The organism is Rhizobium sp. Pop5, assembly GCF_024721175.1.
Classification (GTDB): Bacteria; Pseudomonadota; Alphaproteobacteria; order Rhizobiales; family Rhizobiaceae; genus Rhizobium.
Genome location: NZ_CP099399.1, coordinates 2,762,451 through 2,778,609 on the forward strand (window position 1 = coordinate 2,762,451; position 16,159 = coordinate 2,778,609).

The following is a 16,159-nucleotide window of genomic DNA, read 5'->3' on the forward strand; positions in this document are numbered from 1 at the left end:
TCGCGCCGGGAGGGCCTATTCTTACTCCGCCGCCTCTTCCGTCTCCTCGGCGTGATCGGAGAGGAAGCCGCCGGACTGGCGGTTCCAGAGGTCGGCATAGATGCCGCCGCCCTCGATCAGTTCGCCATGCGACCCGGCCTCGATGATCCGGCCCTTGTCGAGCACGATCAGCCGGTCCATCTCCGTCAGCGTCGAAAGCCGGTGGGCGATCGCGATCACCGTCTTGCCCTCCATCAGGGCGAAGAGGTTCTCCTGGATCGCCGCCTCGACTTCTGAATCGAGCGCCGAGGTCGCCTCGTCGAGCACCAGGATCGGCGCGTCCTTCAGGAAGACGCGGGCGATCGCGATGCGCTGCCGCTGACCGCCTGACAGTTTGACGCCGCGTTCGCCGACCTGGGCGTCGAGGCCCTGGCGGCCCTGCATGTCGACGAGCCCTTCGATGAACTCCCAGGCATTGGCGCGCTTGGCCGCCTCGATCACCTCGGCATCGGTCGCCTCCGGCCGGCCGTAGGCGATGTTATCGCGGATCGAGCGGTGCAGCAGCGAGGTGTCCTGCGTCACCACGCCGATCAGCGAACGCAGGCTCTCCTGCGAGACGCCTGAGATATCCTGCCCGTCGATGATGATGCGGCCGGCTTCCAGGTCGTAGAAGCGCAGGAGCAGGCTCATCAGTGTCGTCTTGCCGGCGCCCGAGCGGCCGACCAGACCCACCTTTTCGCCCGCCTTGATGTCGAGCGACAGGCTGTCGATGACACCCTTGGTCTTGCCGTAATGGAAGCGGATGCGATCGTAGTGGATCGCGCCCTTCTTCGCCGTCAGGGTCGGCGCACCCGGCTTGTCGACGATGTCGTGCTGCTTGCTCATCATCTCCATGCCGTCGTAGACCGTGCCGATATTCTCGAACAGCGCCGAGACTTCCCACATGATCCATTGCGACATGCCGTTGACGCGCATGGCAAGGCCGATGGCGATCGCGATCGCGCCGACCGAGATCGCCCCGTTGAGCCAGAACCAGATCGACAGGCCCGAGACGACGAAGAGCGCCACGCAGTTGTTCACGTAGACGCTGATGTGGAAAAGCGTCACCTTGCGCATCTGCCTGTGCACGGTCTGCAGGAACTCGTCCATGCCCTCCTTGGCATAAACCTCCTCGCGGCCCGCATGCGAAAACAGCTTGACGGTCGCGATGTTCGTATAGCTGTCGACCACGCGCCCCGTCATCATCGAGCGCGCATCGGCCTGCATCGCCGCGATCTTGCGAAGCCGCGGCACGAAATAGGCGACGATGCCGATATAGATGGCGAGCCAGACGAGGATCGGGATCATCAGCCGCCAGTCGGCCGCCGCGATCACGATGATCATCGTCAGGAAATAGCTGACGACATAGACGAAGACGTCGAGGATCTTCATGACAGTTTCGCGCACGGCAAGCGAGGTCTGCATCACCTTGGTCGCGACGCGCCCGGCGAACTCGTTGGCGAAGAACGTCATGCTGTGGCGCAGCAGGAAGCGATGCATCTGCCAGCGCGCGATCATCGGATAGTTGCCAAGCAGCATCTGGTGCATGATGAGCGAGTCCAGGCCGGCCGCCACCGGCAAGCCGACCAGCACCAGCGCCGCCATCCAGAAAAGCTTGTGGCCTTCCGTCTGCAGGAATGTGGCGCGGTCGGCGTTCGTCAGCCAGTCGACGATGTCGCCGAGGAACTGGAAGAGCGCTACTTCACCGACGGCGATCGACGCCGTCAGCACGGCCATCACGCCGAGCCAGGGCGCAGCCGGCTTGCTGTAATGCCAGCAGAAGGCAAAGAGACCTTTCGGCGGGGCCACCGGCTCCTCGCTCGGAAAGGGATTGAGTCTCTGTTCAAACCAGCCAAACATGAAATTGCTCCGAAACCTCAGCGTTCCGGCTCCCGGCTTCGCGCCATCCCAGCGCCACGCAAGCACATATGGGATCCGGACGTTCTAAGGGCGAGGCTCACACAGCCGCGCAATGCATCAAAAGGGGAATTTTTAGAAGGAAGCCCGCTCTAGCGGCGCCATGTCGCCTTGACCGGCATCACGGCGGGAAAGCGCATAATGAGCAAAATATTCATGTGGCCCTCCCTGCTGGCGATTGAAGACGTGCATGCATAACGCGAAAAGCGCGAAACTTCCAGCCCTGGGATGGCGCAAATTGAATGTTTCCGGGCCAAACCACGCCCTGTTGCGCCGAAATCACAGTTATATTAGGCCTCTCGCGGCGAAACGAAACAAACGGCGCGAAATGACAAACCTCAGATTGGCACTCTACCAGCCTGATATCCCAGGCAATACGGGCACGATCCTGCGTCTTGCCGCCTGCCTCGGCTTCGCCGTCGATCTGATCGAGCCCGCTGGCTTCGACGTCTCCGACCGCAACCTGAAACGATCAGGCATGGATTATATCGCCGCGGCCGCGCTCACGCGCCATGTCAACTGGGACAGCTTCGAGGCATGGCGCGCGACAACAGGGCGCCGCCTCATCCTCGCCTCGACCAAGGCCGCGGATCGCTACACCGACCTTGCTTTCCGTTCGGACGACATCCTGCTTTTCGGCCGCGAAAGCGCCGGCGTGCCGGATCACGTCCATGAAAAGGCCGATGCCCGCATCCTGATCCCAATGGTCGAAGGCCAGCGCTCGATCAACGTCGCCGTCTCGGCGGCGATGATCGTCGGCGAGGCGATGCGCCAGACCGTCTGGGCTTGATCGGCGCCGGCTTCGACCGATGTGCCGATCTCTTCCGGAATGTCGCAAACCGGCGTTGCCGATCAGCAAAAACGGCTTATATTCATTAGCCGAGCAATCAAAAAGATTCGCACAGATTCCATGATTTCAACGGTTTGAGGCAGAAAAGCCCGGGCCTTCATTTCTCCAGACATAGAAAGAAGAATAAAAACAAGGAAATGGAATCCACGGTCATCATGATCAACCTGTTCGGCGCGGTAGCCCTGCTGCTGTTTGGCCTCGCACAGGTGAAGGACGGAATGTCCAGGGCCTTCGGCGCCCGGCTGAGAACAGGGCTGGCGACCGGCACGCGTGGCGGCCTGCGCTCGTTCGTGTCGGGCCTGGTGGCAACCATCGCGCTGCAGAGCTCGACGGCAACCGCGCTGATGACCGCATCCTTCGTCGAACGTGACCTCATCAAGCCGCGCATGGCACAGATCGTCCTGCTCGGGGCCAATGTCGGCACGGCGATCACCGCCTGGATCGTCGCCACCGGCATCGAATGGCTTTCCCCGCTTCTCATCCTTTCCGGCATCGTGCTTTACCGTGGCCGCTCCAGCGCCCGCCAGGGTGGCGGCGCAGCGTTGATCGGCATCGGGCTGATGCTGCTGTCGCTGCATCTCCTCGGCCTTGCGACCGAGCCGATGCGCGCCTCTCCAGCCCTTGGCGCCTTCATCGGCCTATTGGACGGCGCGCTGCCTGTGGCGCTTCTCTTCTCGGCAGCACTCGCCTTCCTGTCGTCGTCGAGTCTGGCGGTGGTGGTTCTGATCCTGTCGCTCGCCTCGGCCGGCCTCATCTCCGCCCAACTCATCGTCGTGCTCGTGCTCGGCGCCAATCTCGGCGGCGCAATACCGCCTGTCGTCGCGACCCTGTCCGGCCCGGTCTCGGCCCGACGCGTCACCCTCGGCAATCTCATCGTGCGCATGGCCGGCTGCTTCCTTGCCCTGCCGCTCGCAGGCTACGGCGCCGAACTCATCCAGATGCTGCCCTTCAGCCCGGCCAAACTGCCGGTCGACGCGCATCTCGCCTTCAATCTTCTGCTCGCAGCGCTCGCCTGGCCATTCTCGCGGTCGCTCGCGACCCTGATGGCCCGGCTGGTGCCGGATCAGGCCGAGCCTGACAACGCTCCGAAATATCTTGATCCTCAGGAGCTTTCGACACCCGTCATTGCGCTTGCCAGCGCCACCCGCGAAGTGCTCGGCGTCGGCGACCTCATCGAGCGCATGCTGGTCAGGGTCTCGGAAGCCTTCGAGCAGAATGATGCCGGCAAACTTGCTGAAATCCCGGCTCTCGAAGAGCGCGTCGACCGGCTGCAGCAGGCAGTGAAAGTCTATCTCTCGAAGCTCGGCCGCGACGGGCTGACCGATGAGAACGCCCGCCGTTCAATCGTCGTCATCGACTATGCGATCAACCTCGAACATATGGGCGACATCATCGAAAAAGGCTTGCGGGAGGAGGTGGCGAAGAAGATCTCGCTAGGCCTGAAATTTTCAGACGACGGTCATCAGGAACTGCGCAAGCTGTTCGACCTGACGATCGACAATCTGCGCGTCGCCCAGACCATCTTCGTCACCCGCGATTTCAATCTGGCGCGGCAGATGATGGAGGTAAAGGTCGAGGTGCGCCGGATGGAGAAGCAGTCGGCCGAGCGCCATCTCGAACGCCTGCGCGACGGCCGCGCCGACAGCCTGCAGACGAGTTCGCTGCATCTCGACATGCTGCGCGACCTGAAGCGCGTTAACGCCCATATCGTCTCGGTGGCGCATCCGATCATGGATGAAAGCGGCCTTTTGATCGAGAGCCGCGTACGGACTGGCGTGGAGTGACGGTCAGTCGGCGGAAGGCAGGCGGCGCATGGTGAATTCGATCTGGTCGCCGTCGAGCTGACGCCAGCTTTCCACCTCGGTCCAATAAGCGGCTTTCGGATATTCGTCGAACCATTCGCGCGCCTTGGCGCGGGCGTCGAGCAGGCCAAGGCAATATGTCTCACGCACGAAATGGTCTTTCTTGCGGGGAGGATTTTCCGCCCGATGTCTCGCCATTCTGCGCTTCAGGCCGTCGAAAGACGGAGGTCCTGGAATTTTTGCCATCAAACCTACCTCTTGCGAAAAGGTAGTATCGAAATCCTTGATTTGCGAGTCGAATCTTGGAAGTGCTGCCGGTGCCGGGCCATGCTTGGCGAGGCGCGGCGCCACCTGCTAGATGTGGCCGGAAACCAGGAATGAGCGAGTCGCGTCCTTACCGGATGTCGCCCGCCGGAGGCGTGACATGGAAAGACCGGAACTGCCGATCGGCTTGCCTGACGATATTGAAGAGAAGAAGGCGGCTGCCCGCAGCTGGTTCGAGGGGCTGCGCGATGCGATCTGCGCCTCCTTCGAAGCTCTCGAAGACGAGCTGGCTGGCCCACTCTCCGATCAGGAACCGGGCCGCTTCGCCGCCAAGGATTGGTCACGCGAAAATGGCGCGGGTGGCGGTGGCCGGATGTCGATGATGGAAGGCCGCGTCTTCGAGAAGGTCGGCGTCCACACCTCAACCGTGCACGGCGAATTCTCCCCGGATTTCCGGGCTCAGATACCAGGCGCCAAGGATGATCCGCGTTTCTGGGCCTCAGGCATCTCGTTGATTGCCCATCCCGTCAATCCCAATGTTCCCACGGTGCATATGAACACCCGCATGGTCGTCACCACGAGCCGCTGGTTTGGCGGCGGAGCCGACCTGACGCCGGTGCTGTCGCGCCGCCGCACGCAGGAGGATGAGGACAGCCAGCTCTTCCACAAGGCCATGGAGATCGCCTGCCGCAACCATGCCGTCGCCGATTACGACGCCTACAAGGCCTGGTGCGACGAGTATTTCTTCCTGAAGCACCGCAACGAGCCCCGCGGCATCGGCGGCATCTTCTACGACTGGCTGCATTCGAGCGAGGAAGCCGGCGGCTGGGACGCCGATTTCGCCTTCACGCGCGATGTCGGCCGGGCCTTCGCCATGGTCTATCCGAAGATCGTCCGCTCCAATTTCAATAAGATGTGGACAGAGGCAGACCGTGACGAACAATTGATCCGGCGAGGCCGATACGTCGAATTCAATTTGCTGTATGATCGCGGCACGATCTTCGGCCTGAAGACCGGCGGCAACGTCGAATCCATTCTCTCCTCGCTGCCCCCCGTCGTCCGCTGGCCGTGAGACTGTAAACTCTCGTCGATAAATTCGAACTGAGGGACCTTCATAAAAATTCAGTGCGTCCTAACTTGATATGTATGTGCGTAACAATCGGAGGAGGATTGTCATGACGATACAAAGTGGTTCGCCTGCACCCGCGAAAGCTCAGGAAACCCGGGTCATCGACACGCCGGAGTTCCTGACGCGCATCGCTGAGCAACTGAGGGCCAAGAGCGGCTCGGATCTGCCTCTCTGCTGCTTCATCGAGCAGGTCAAGCTGCAGCTCGCCGGCGGAAAATCGCCGGAGGAACTGCAGAGAGAGGCAGCCAATAGCAACATGCCCCGCCATCTCTCGGATACCTACAAAGCCTGGGCGATGCCCGATTGAAAGACCTTGTCCGGTCGACACCTGATGCCGGCCGGAACCTTCTCTTCCTACGTACATTCATCAATCGCGTGAAAGCGCGATGGCCGTTGCGTTCAGACAGAGGAGAAAATCATGCGACTTTTCGAATGCGGCACGCTCGTTCCCGGCTGCGCCTGGCACACTCGGGCGGATAATGACGCAGAAGTGATCCGCCGTGCCGTCGAGCACATGAGGGCCGATCACGGCGAAACGATCATCCGCGAAAACATGGTCGACAACATCAAGGCCCGCATCCGCGACGAAGCGACCGCAGCCTGATTTGCCGATGGCCAGACGTCAGCTATGACGGTCGAGCCGCGCCGCATCCACCGGATGCGGCGCGATGTCATGATCGGAGACGCTCCTGCAGCCGGGCGAGCAATGCTGCCCGGTCGGAAGCGAAATTTTCCTCCACCCACTGGTTTTCCAGCGCCGCTAGCAGTTCGCCGACGCGCGGGCCTGCGGCAATGCCGGCCGAGATGACGTCGCCACCATTCACGGGAAATGGCGGCTTCTTCCAATTCATCGCCTGATCGAGGAGCTTTATGAGGCGCGCCGTGCGCGCCATTTCGGCAAGATCGCCTTCGGCCTTGCCGCGCGCAATGCTGAGCGCCAGCTTCAGCCGTGTCGTGATGCCCTCGGCACCATTGCGATAAAGCAGCCGTTCGAAGGCGGCCGAGGAAATTTCGTCATTGACCGGAGCCGCCATCGCCCAGGCCTTGAGAGTGGCCGCTTCCGCATTGGAAAGCTTCAACCGACCGGCAAGCGCTTCCAGCCGCGCCGCATCCGGCGGCACGATCGCCGCAAGGCGCAGCAGCGGATCGGGCGCCCAGCCGAAAGCCTTTTCGGTGGCGACCAACGACGGAATCGCATCGATCCCCCATTTTTCGGACTCCGGCAGGATTTCGGTCAGCACCGCCACCTGGCGCATCCAGAGCAGCGCCCGGCCGGGATCGGCGGCACCGAGCAGCTTTCTCAACTCCGACCAGACGCGCTCCGCCGACAGCGTCTTCAGTTTCGAACGCGCATGAGAACACGCCTTCAGCCCCTCGGCATCCGGCCGTCCGGAACCGTAAAAGGCAAAGAAGCGGAAGAAGCGCAGGATACGCAGATGATCCTCGGCAATGCGCGTCGCCGCATCGCCGATGAAGCGGATATTGCGCGTTTCGATATCGGCAAGCCCGCCGACGAGATCCACCACCTCGCCTCTGGCATCGGCATAGAGCGCATTGATCGTCAGGTCTCGCCGTTCCGCATCGGCCTTCCAGTCGGTGCTGAAGGCAACCTTGGCGCGGCGCCCGTCGGTCTCGACGTCGGTGCGCAGCGTCGTCACCTCAAAGGGCTTGCCGTCGATGACAAGCGTCACCGTGCCGTGCTGCAGGCCCGTCGGAACCGCCTTGGCGCCGGCGGCCGCCGCCCGCTCGATGACGATCTCCGGCGTCAGCGTCGTGGCGATGTCGATATCGCTGACCGGCAGCCCCATCAGGCTGTTGCGCACCGCGCCGCCCACCACCCGAGCTTCCCCGCCGTTGGTGTTGAGAAGCGCAAGCACCCGGCCGAGCGCCGGATCGCGGAACCATGCTTGGTCGGCAAGGCCGGTCATGCATAAAGCCTTTCGTAAAGCGTGCGGACGATGCCGGCGGTGATGCCCCAGATCATCCTGGTTTCATAGGGCATGCGGTAGAAATGCCGGTCGATGCCGTCGATGATGCGTTTGTCGCGGCTGTGATTGGCCGGGTTCATCAAAAAGGAAAGCGGCACCTCGAACACGTCGTCCACCTCGGCCGGGTTCGGCCTCAGCGCGAAGCCGGGGGTGACGACGCCGAGCACCGGCGTAATCCGGAAACCTGTCGAAGCAAGATAGTTCGGCAGCCGCCCGACGGTTTCGACGAAAGAGCCGGCAAGGCCGATCTCTTCCTCCGTCTCGCGGATCGCCGCTCTTTCGGGCGAGATGTCGGCCGGATCGATCGAGCCGCCGGGAAAGGCGATCTGACCGGAATGCTTGCGCAGCGTCGCCGTGCGCTTGGTGAAAATCACATGCGCCTCCTCGCCGTCATCGACGACGGGCACGAGCACGGCGGCATCACGCAGCTTGAAGGTCGCGACCTCCGCCACGATGTCGGGGTTGAGAATATGGTCGCCGTGATCGCGCCAGGCATGGTCCACAGGCCCGCCGTTCTGATTGAGCGCGCGGCGGCGGAACTCGGCTGCTGAAAACAGCGGATAACGTTGGGGAATCGCATCGTTCATCGGCAAAGCGCATCCAGTTCGTCGGCCGGCATGATGGGGAAGACCTCGCCTGCGGAGCGGACCGCAAACATCGCCTGCCCCTCAACGTCGAGTGTCTCGCCGAGTGCCGCTAGTTCATACATCACCGCACGTGACACCAGCGCCTCCAGCCGCCCGCGCACATGCAGATAGGGTTTCAGTTCGGCATTGCCGCCTGTTATGGCAAAACGCAGCCGATGCTCTCCTCCCGCCTCCACAACATCGCCGACATTGGTGCGGAATGTCAGCACCTGTTGGCCATCCCGATCCGTCACACTCATCTCCACGGCGATGAAAGGCGCATCGGTGACCCTGATCCCGACCTTTTCCACAGGAGTTACGAGATAGGTTTTCTCGTCCTCGTCCTTTCTCAAAACCGTCGAAAACAGCCGCACCAGCGCCGGCCGGCCGATCGGCGTACCCATGTAGAACCAGGTGCCGTCGGCCCTGATCTCCATGTCGATATCGCCGCAAAAGGGCGGATTCCACCGCTCGACCGGCGGCAACCCGCGTTTTTTGCCGCCGTTTTCCTGGGACGCGCGCGAAATCAGCGCGGCAAGCCCCGCTGCATCCGCCCGTCCGCTGATTTCCTCGGCTGCCATTCTTCCGTCCCGGTTTGTCCTTAACGAAGTGAAGTCACGAGATAGTCATTCGTAACGAACTTGTCAGCCCGTCGCATCTCCATAACTCTATCGAGTATGAGGCGGATGTATAAGTCCGCCGATTCGCTGCCGAATGATTTCAGCCGTTGGAGATGCCCATGGGTATGATGAAGACCGAAGCCAGCCTCGATGATAAGGCGATCGTCGCCGCCGCCGAAAGGGCGCTCTCCGATATCGCCGCCATCCGTGGGGAAGTCTCGAAGGTGATCTTCGGTCAGGAAGGCGTGGTGGAGAATACCATTCTTGCGGTACTGTCAGGCGGCCACGCTCTGCTCGTCGGCGTTCCCGGCCTTGCCAAGACCCGGCTGGTGACGACGCTCGGCGAGGTGCTCGGTCTTGCCGCCAACCGCATCCAGTTCACGCCCGACCTGATGCCTTCGGATATTCTCGGCTCCGAGGTGATGGACCAGGACGACAGCGGCCGCCGTTCCTTCCGCTTCATCAAGGGCCCGGTCTTCGCCCAGCTTCTGATGGCCGACGAAATCAACCGCGCCTCGCCGCGCACGCAGTCGGCGCTGCTGCAGTCCATGCAGGAATATCACGTCACCATCGCCGGCCAGCGCTACGACCTGCCCGCACCCTTCCACGTGCTCGCCACCCAGAACCCGCTGGAGCAGGAAGGCACCTACCCCCTGCCCGAGGCCCAGCTCGACCGTTTCCTGCTGCAGGTCGACGTCAACTATCCCGAGCTTGCCGCCGAGCGCCAGATCCTGCTCGAGACGACCGGCTTGAGCGAAACCCGGCCCAAAGCGATCATCGATGCGCAGCGGCTGATCGAGATTCAGGCGCTGGTGCGCCAGATGCCGGTGAGCGACACGGTCGTCGACTCCATTCTTTCGCTGGTGCGCTCCGCCCGTCCCGGCCAGGGCAATGCTTCGACCGACAAGAACGTCGCCTGGGGTCCGGGCCCGCGCGCCGGCCAGGCGATGATGCTCTGCGCCCGTGCCCGTGCGCTCTACGAAGGCCGTCTCGCCCCGTCCCTCGACGATGTCTTCGCGCTCGCCGAACCCATTCTCCAGCACCGCATGGCGCTGACTTTCGCCGCCCGCGCCGAAGGCATGTCGGTGCGAGACGTCGTCGCCGGACTGGTCAGACAGGCAAAGGGATAAGGAAGCCGGACGCGTGGCATCTATCGGACAGATCGTCAACCCGACGTCAGGCAGCGATGCCCTTTCACGCGCCAGACAGCGGGCGGCCCTGATACCGGACTGCCTGGTGGAAGCAAAGCGCATCGCCAACACGGTGATTGCTGGCTGGCATGGCCGCCGCAAGCGCGGTATCGGCGAGAATTTCTGGCAGTTTCGCCCCTATGCCGAAGGCGAAAGCCTGTCGCGCATCGATTGGCGCCGCTCCGCCCGCGACGACCATACCTATGTGCGCGAGCGCGAATGGGAGGCGGCGCACACCATCTGGCTCTGGTGCGACATGTCGCCCTCGATGATGTACAAGTCGAGCTACGGCAGCGTCTCCAAGGAAAGCCGGGCGCTGGTCGTCATGCTGGCGTTGGCCGAGGTCCTTGCCCGCTCCGGCGAACGCATCGGCTGCCCCGGCATCATGGATCCCGTCTCCACCCGCAACGCCGCCGAACGGCTGGCGTCGGCGCTCATGCACACGCCTCTGACCGGCGGCCTGCCGGAAACGGCGATGATCCGCGGCTGGAGCGACCTCGTTCTCATCGGCGATTTCCTCGACGATGCGCAGGCGGTCATGGAGCGCCTCGGTCCGCTTGCCCGCCGCGGCCTGCGCGGCCATGTCGTCGAGATAGCAGATCCGGCCGAAGAGATATTTCCCTATAGCGGCCGCACCGAATTCACCGATCCGGAAACCGGCGCCAAGCTGATTTCCGGCCGCGCCGAACACATCCGCGAGGCCTATCGCAGCGCCTATCTCGCGCGCAGGGAGAGCCTCGGCCAGTCGCTGCGCCATCTCGGCTGGACATTTGCGACCCACCACACCGATCACCTCGCTTCGGAAGCACTGGTCGCCATACACATGTATCTCTCGGGCATGCCGGCCAAGGCGACGCATGGAGGGCAGCTATGAACGCCCTCCCCTTCGCTTTTGCCTATCCCGCCATTCTCGGCGCCCTTGTCGCGCTCCCCGTCATCTGGTGGCTGCTGCGGCTGACGCCGCCGCGCCCGAAGGCCGAGATCTTCCCGCCGCTGAAAATCCTCGCATCCGTTCTGAAGCGCGAGGAGACGCCGGCACAGAGCCCGTGGTGGCTGACGCTGCTGCGCATGCTGCTTGCCGCCACCATCATCCTTGCGATTGCCGATCCGGTCTTCAACCCGCGCAGCAGTTCGCTGGCATCAGGCGGCCCGCTCGTCCTCTTCGTCGACAACAGCTGGGCAGCGGCACCCGATTGGGAGCGTCGCGTCCAGACCGCCGGCGCGCTGATAGACGACGCCGAAGCCGCCGGCACGCCCGTATCGATCGCCTTCACCGCCGACCCGACCAACGACGCCGTGCCCGGCACCGCGGCTAGCGCCCGCGACAAGCTGCGCGCAGCCGAGCCCCGACCGCTGGTGCCCGATCGCGAGCGCGCCTTCCAGGCGTTGCGCGCCGCCCTGAACGGCACCAAGCCCGGCACCCTCGCCTTCCTCACCGACGGCGCAGCCGCCAAAGCCGGCGATGCCACGGTGCGCCAGCTCGCCGAACTCCAGCCTGCCGATCTCCGCCTGATCGAGGGCGACGCCGCCAAGACGGTTGCCGTCACTGCTGCCAACAACGCGGCGGATGCCATGACCGTCAAGGTCACGCGCCTCAACAGTTCGCATGCCGCAACCGTGGCGCTGAACGCCGCCGATGCGCAGGGCCGCTCGATCGCCAATGGCAGGGTGGATTTCAGCCCCGGCCAGAGCGTCGCCACGAGTTCGATCACCGCCCCCTTCGAGATGCGCAACGATTTCGCACGCATCAGCGTGGACAATGGTGCGACGGCGGGCGCGGTTCATCTTCTCGACGACGCCTTCAAGCGCCGCCGCGTCGTCCTCTTGTCGGGTGCGAGCGGCGACGAGTTCCAGCCGCTGCTCTCGCCGCTCTATTATATCCAGCGAGCGCTCCAGCCTTATGCGGATCTGATCCAACCCGGCGATTCCGATCTTGCCGTCGCCATACCGAAGCTCCTCGCCAGCAATCCCTCCATCATCATCATGGCCGATATCGGCCGGCTGCCGGAGGAGACCTACGAACCCCTGACGCGCTGGATATCGAACGGCGGCATGCTCCTGCGTTTTGCCGGCCCGCGCATGGCGGCAGCACCTGCCGACGATCCACTGATCCCCGTCATTCTGCGCCAGGGAGAACGGGCGCTCGGCGGCACATTGTCCTGGAGCGAGCCGCAATTGCTGGCCGAATTTCCGAATTTCGGGCCTTTCGCCGGCATAGCGCGCCCCGCCGATGTCGTCGTCAAGCGGCAGGTGCTTGCCGAACCGACGCCCGATCTTGCCGAGCGCACCTGGGCGAGCCTGGCCGACGGCACGCCGCTCGTGACGATGAAACAACTCGCATCCGGCCAGATCGTGCTGTTCCACGTCACCGCGGAAGCGACCTGGTCCGATCTGCCGATCTCGGGTACCTTCGTCGACATGCTGCGCCATCTCCTGCAGATATCGCGTTCGGGCGGCGTGACGTCGGAGGCGCGCGGCAATGCGCGTGTTGCCGAAACGCTGCCGCCGTTCCGCATGCTGACGGCCAAGGGCTTGCTCGTCTCCGAGACCGGTTCGGCGCGGCCGCTGATCCCCCAGGCCGGAACCGAACCGACGGCGAGTTTCGACAACCCGCCCGGGCTCTACGGCTCGGAAGACGGTTTCACCTCCCTGAACGTGCTGCCGGAGGATGCCGAACTGAAACCGCTCGACATATCGGGAACCAATGCCATTCGCGAAGGGCTGATCGGCGGCGAAAGCTGGTCGGCAAAGCCGGCGCTGTTCCTCGCAGCCTTTCTGCTGCTGCTCGCCGATAGCCTGATCGTCCTCTTCATGAACGGCGCGTTCTCGCGATTGCGTCCGGCCGTCCGCACCGTGGGCGTGATTGCAGTCGCGGTCGCAGCCGGCTTTCTCCTGCAGCCCGGCACGCTTCACGCCAACGACACCCGGCCTGGCGACGATCTCATTCTGGAAAGGCTTGATAATACCCACCTCGCCTATGTCGTCACCGGCGAGCAGGACGTGGACAATGTATCGGAGCGCGGCCTTGAAGGCCTTACCCAGTTCCTGACCTTCCGTACGACGCTGGAGCCGGCGCCGCCCGTGGGCCTCGACCTCACCAAGGACGAACTCGCCTTCTATCCGATCATCTACTGGCCGGTCTCGGCGACGGCACCGATGCCATCCTCGGCCGCGATCAGCCGCATCGACGCCTATATGCGCAACGGCGGCACGGTGCTTTTCGACACACGCGATCAGATCAGCGCACTGGACAATGGCGGCAATGTCAGCGCCAACGGTGAGAGGCTGCAGCAGATCCTCGCCAATCTCGACATCCCGCCGCTGGAGCCGGTGCCATCAGATCACGTGCTGACGAAATCCTTCTATCTGCTCTCGAGCTTCCCCGGCCGTTACACCGGCAGCCCTCTCTGGATCGAGGCCCGGCAAGGCGGCCGCGAAGCGACCGAAAAATCGGCGGCGACGGCCGACGGCGTTTCGCCGATCCTGATCACCGGCAATGATTTCGCCGGCGCCTGGGCGATCGACGACAACGGCATACCGATGCTGCCGACCGTGCCGTCCGATGAAACGCAGCGCGAATATGCCTACCGCTCCGGCGTCAACATCATGATGTATATGCTGACCGGCAACTACAAGACCGACCAGGTTCATGTTCCCGACCTGCTTGAGCGGTTAGGACAATGATATGACGTTCGATTTTTCGCCCTTCCTGCCCTGGCCGGTTCTGGCAACACTCGCCGTCGTCAGCGCCGTCATCGCCGCGTTCGCACTTTGGCGCGGCGTTCGCGGCGCCTGGATCAGGACGCTGGCGGCGCTCGCCCTGCTCACCGCTCTTGCCAATCCGGTACTGCTGCAGGAGGACCGGGATCAGCTGTCGACGATCGTTCCCGTCATCGTCGACCGAAGCCAGAGCCAGCAGACGCCCGACCGCATAGAGATGACCGACGAGGCGCTGGCGGCCCTGAAAGGGCAGCTCGCCCGCTTTCCCCAGATAGAGCCCCGCTTCGTCGACGTCGAAGGCGACGTCAATTCCGACGTGCCCTCCACGCGCCTGTTCGATGCGCTGGCCGCCAACATCGCCGATGTCCCTCCCTCCCGCGTCGGCGGCGCCATCATGCTGACCGACGGCGAAGTCCATGATGTCCCGGCCGCCAACCAGGCCCTCGGCTTCAACGCGCCGATCCACGGCCTTGTGACCGGCAAGCCCAAGGAATTCGATCGCCGCATCGAAGTCATCAAAGGGCCGCGCTTCGGCATCGTCAACGAAGAGCAGCAGGTCATCCTGCGCGTCTTCGACGACGGCCCGAGCCCGGGCGGCACTGCCGACGTCATCGTCAAGATGAACGGCAACGAAATCGCCACCCTGCGGGCGACGCCCGGCCAGGATACGCCCTTCTCCTTCCAGGTGCCGGGCGGCGGCAGCAACGTTCTCGAATTTTCCGTCGCCGAGCTTCCGGGCGAAGTCACCGCCGCCAACAACCGCGCCGTCCATGTCATCGACGGCATCCGCCAGAATCTGCGCGTCCTGCTCGTCTCCGGCGAGCCGCATGCCGGCGAGCGCGCCTGGCGTAACCTCTTGAAATCCGACGCCTCGGTCGATCTCGTCCACTTCACCATCCTGCGTCCGCCGGAAAAGCAGGACGGCACGCCGATCAACGAACTGTCGCTGATCGCCTTCCCGACGCGCGAGCTCTTCGTCGACAAGATCAAGGATTTCGACCTGATCATCTTCGACCGCTACCAGCATCGCGGCGTGCTGCCGCTGCTCTATTACGACAACATCGCCCAGTATGTTGAAAACGGCGGCGCGCTGCTGATCGCGGCCGGCCCCGAGCATGCCGGCCCCGATTCCATCGCGATGACGCCGCTTTCCTCGGTGCTGCCGGCAATGCCCACCGGCCAGATGATCGAAAAGGCCTTCTACCCCCGCCTTTCCGAGGAAGGCCGCAAACATCCCGTCACGCGCGGTCTCGACGGCTCGGGCGAGGACCCGCCGCATTGGGGCCGCTGGTTCCGCAGCGTCGACGTCGAAAAGCCTGAGGGCGAGACGATCATGCTCGGCGCCGACAACCATCCGCTGCTGGTGCTGAACCGCGCCGGCCAGGGACGTGTCGCCATGTTGCTTTCCGATCAGGGCTGGCTCTGGGCGCGCGGCTTCGAAGGCGGCGGCCCCAATGTCTCGCTCTATCGCCGCATTGCCCATTGGCTCATGAAGGAACCGGCGCTCGAGGAAGAAGCGCTGACGGCGCGCGCCTCCGGCCGCACCCTTGAAGTCACCCGCCAGACGATCGGCGACAATCCAGGCAACGCCACCGTGCGTTATCCCTCAGGCAAGACCGAAACTCTGCCGCTTACCCAGACTGAGCCCGGGCTCTACAAGGCCGAGAAGCGGATGGACGAGATCGGGCTCTTCGAAATCCGCAACGGCAAGCTGTCGACGCTCGTCCATATCGGCGCCGTCGACGCACCGGAATTCAAGGCGATGATCTCGACAACCGATGTACTGAAACCGGTCGCCGACAGGAGCAAGGGTCTCGTGACCCGTGTCGCCAATGAAAACGGCGCGATCAGCGTACCGCCGATCCTGCCGGTGCGCGGCCAGGTCCGCGTCTCCGACAATGAACGCATGATGATCCGCATGACCAGCGAGACGGTTCTGAAGGGCATCAACACGCTGCCGCTCTTTGCCGGTTTTGCCGGCGTCGGCATCCTGCTGCTCGCCTTCGGCGCCATGTGGTGGCGCGAGGGACGGTAG

14 protein-coding genes are annotated in these 16,159 nt (G+C 63.6%); 9 read left to right on the top strand and 5 right to left on the bottom strand.

The annotated features are described in order from the left end of the window. Window positions 1-21: 21 nt before the first annotated feature. Window positions 22-1,878 carry an ABC transporter ATP-binding protein gene (locus tag NE852_RS16030; protein ID WP_258155825.1) on the bottom strand — a complete coding sequence of 619 codons (1,857 nt, stop codon included), beginning with the start codon at window positions 1,876-1,878 and terminating at the stop codon, window positions 22-24. Between the two features lie 385 nt (window positions 1,879-2,263). Here NE852_RS16030 and NE852_RS16035 point away from each other — a divergent pair, with 385 nt between their 5' ends. Beyond that, the gene (locus NE852_RS16035) at window positions 2,264-2,725 is read left to right on the top strand and encodes a tRNA (cytidine(34)-2'-O)-methyltransferase (RefSeq protein ID WP_008530745.1); all 462 of its coding nucleotides are present in this window, start codon (window positions 2,264-2,266) and stop codon (window positions 2,723-2,725) included. Between the two features lie 197 nt (window positions 2,726-2,922). Beyond that, entirely contained in the window at window positions 2,923-4,569 is a 1,647-nt protein-coding gene (locus NE852_RS16040) for a Na/Pi cotransporter family protein (protein ID WP_008530743.1), read from the top strand. Window positions 4,570-4,572: 3 nt separating this feature from the next. On the opposite strand, the gene NE852_RS16045 is transcribed toward NE852_RS16040, so the two are convergent. Beyond that, a complete protein-coding gene (locus NE852_RS16045; protein WP_008530742.1) occupies window positions 4,573-4,833 on the bottom strand; it encodes a hypothetical protein in 261 nt (86 codons plus the stop codon). A 178-nt stretch (window positions 4,834-5,011) separates the two neighbouring features. Between NE852_RS16045 and hemF the strand changes: the two genes are divergently transcribed. The 3 genes from hemF to NE852_RS16060 all read left to right on the top strand — a co-directional run bounded on the left by hemF (window position 5,012) and on the right by NE852_RS16060 (window position 6,584). Then, on the top strand, window positions 5,012-5,923 hold the full coding sequence (gene hemF / locus NE852_RS16050) for an oxygen-dependent coproporphyrinogen oxidase (RefSeq protein WP_008530741.1): 912 nt from the start codon (window positions 5,012-5,014) through the stop codon (window positions 5,921-5,923). Between the two features lie 103 nt (window positions 5,924-6,026). Next, window positions 6,027-6,287, top strand: a complete 261-nt coding sequence (locus NE852_RS16055) for a hypothetical protein (protein ID WP_008530740.1) — start codon at window positions 6,027-6,029, stop codon at window positions 6,285-6,287. A 111-nt stretch (window positions 6,288-6,398) separates the two neighbouring features. Next, complete coding sequence (locus NE852_RS16060; RefSeq protein ID WP_008530739.1) at window positions 6,399-6,584, top strand: DUF1059 domain-containing protein; 186 nt, start codon at window positions 6,399-6,401, stop codon at window positions 6,582-6,584. A gap of 67 nt (window positions 6,585-6,651) precedes the next feature. Here the strand turns inward: NE852_RS16060 and NE852_RS16065 are convergent, their stop codons facing one another. The 3 genes from NE852_RS16065 to NE852_RS16075 are packed head-to-tail and all read right to left on the bottom strand — an operon-like array spanning window position 6,652 to window position 9,175. Further along, window positions 6,652-7,908, bottom strand: coding sequence for a CCA tRNA nucleotidyltransferase (locus NE852_RS16065; RefSeq protein WP_008530738.1), 1,257 nt, complete (start codon window positions 7,906-7,908; stop codon window positions 6,652-6,654). Further along, on the bottom strand, window positions 7,905-8,555 hold the full coding sequence (locus tag NE852_RS16070; protein WP_008530736.1) for a CoA pyrophosphatase: 651 nt from the start codon (window positions 8,553-8,555) through the stop codon (window positions 7,905-7,907). Before NE852_RS16070 ends, NE852_RS16065 begins: the two co-directional genes overlap by 4 nt. Further along, a complete protein-coding gene (locus tag NE852_RS16075; RefSeq protein WP_008530734.1) occupies window positions 8,552-9,175 on the bottom strand; it encodes a DUF1285 domain-containing protein in 624 nt (207 codons plus the stop codon). The genes NE852_RS16070 and NE852_RS16075 overlap by 4 nt, the downstream gene beginning before the upstream one ends. A 158-nt stretch (window positions 9,176-9,333) precedes the next feature. Between NE852_RS16075 and NE852_RS16080 the strand changes: the two genes are divergently transcribed. The 4 genes from NE852_RS16080 to NE852_RS16095 are packed head-to-tail and all read left to right on the top strand — an operon-like array spanning window position 9,334 to window position 16,159. Then, on the top strand, window positions 9,334-10,344 hold the full coding sequence (locus tag NE852_RS16080) for a MoxR family ATPase (RefSeq protein WP_258155826.1): 1,011 nt from the start codon (window positions 9,334-9,336) through the stop codon (window positions 10,342-10,344). A gap of 13 nt (window positions 10,345-10,357) precedes the next feature. Then, window positions 10,358-11,278 carry a DUF58 domain-containing protein gene (locus tag NE852_RS16085; protein WP_008530728.1) on the top strand — a complete coding sequence of 307 codons (921 nt, stop codon included), beginning with the start codon at window positions 10,358-10,360 and terminating at the stop codon, window positions 11,276-11,278. Then, entirely contained in the window at window positions 11,275-14,088 is a 2,814-nt protein-coding gene (locus NE852_RS16090) for a DUF4159 domain-containing protein (RefSeq protein ID WP_258155827.1), read from the top strand. The genes NE852_RS16085 and NE852_RS16090 overlap by 4 nt, the downstream gene beginning before the upstream one ends. A gap of 1 nt (window position 14,089) precedes the next feature. Then, window positions 14,090-16,159 carry a hypothetical protein gene (locus NE852_RS16095; protein ID WP_258155828.1) on the top strand — a complete coding sequence of 690 codons (2,070 nt, stop codon included), beginning with the start codon at window positions 14,090-14,092 and terminating at the stop codon, window positions 16,157-16,159.

What these genes read in the sequence shown, in the direction of transcription:
- NE852_RS16030 (WP_258155825.1), bottom strand. Translation starts at nt 1,878, where the DNA reads ATGTTTGGCTGGTTTGAACAGAGACTCAATCCCTTTCCGAGCGAGGAG.
- NE852_RS16035 (WP_008530745.1), top strand. Translation starts at nt 2,264, where the DNA reads ATGACAAACCTCAGATTGGCACTCTACCAGCCTGATATCCCAGGCAAT.
- NE852_RS16040 (WP_008530743.1), top strand. Translation starts at nt 2,923, where the DNA reads ATGGAATCCACGGTCATCATGATCAACCTGTTCGGCGCGGTAGCCCTG.
- NE852_RS16045 (WP_008530742.1), bottom strand. Translation starts at nt 4,833, where the DNA reads ATGGCAAAAATTCCAGGACCTCCGTCTTTCGACGGCCTGAAGCGCAGA.
- hemF (WP_008530741.1), top strand. Translation starts at nt 5,012, where the DNA reads ATGGAAAGACCGGAACTGCCGATCGGCTTGCCTGACGATATTGAAGAG.
- NE852_RS16055 (WP_008530740.1), top strand. Translation starts at nt 6,027, where the DNA reads ATGACGATACAAAGTGGTTCGCCTGCACCCGCGAAAGCTCAGGAAACC.
- NE852_RS16060 (WP_008530739.1), top strand. Translation starts at nt 6,399, where the DNA reads ATGCGACTTTTCGAATGCGGCACGCTCGTTCCCGGCTGCGCCTGGCAC.
- NE852_RS16065 (WP_008530738.1), bottom strand. Translation starts at nt 7,908, where the DNA reads ATGACCGGCCTTGCCGACCAAGCATGGTTCCGCGATCCGGCGCTCGGC.
- NE852_RS16070 (WP_008530736.1), bottom strand. Translation starts at nt 8,555, where the DNA reads ATGAACGATGCGATTCCCCAACGTTATCCGCTGTTTTCAGCAGCCGAG.
- NE852_RS16075 (WP_008530734.1), bottom strand. Translation starts at nt 9,175, where the DNA reads ATGGCAGCCGAGGAAATCAGCGGACGGGCGGATGCAGCGGGGCTTGCC.
- NE852_RS16080 (WP_258155826.1), top strand. Translation starts at nt 9,334, where the DNA reads ATGGGTATGATGAAGACCGAAGCCAGCCTCGATGATAAGGCGATCGTC.
- NE852_RS16090 (WP_258155827.1), top strand. Translation starts at nt 11,275, where the DNA reads ATGAACGCCCTCCCCTTCGCTTTTGCCTATCCCGCCATTCTCGGCGCC.
- NE852_RS16095 (WP_258155828.1), top strand. Translation starts at nt 14,090, where the DNA reads ATGACGTTCGATTTTTCGCCCTTCCTGCCCTGGCCGGTTCTGGCAACA.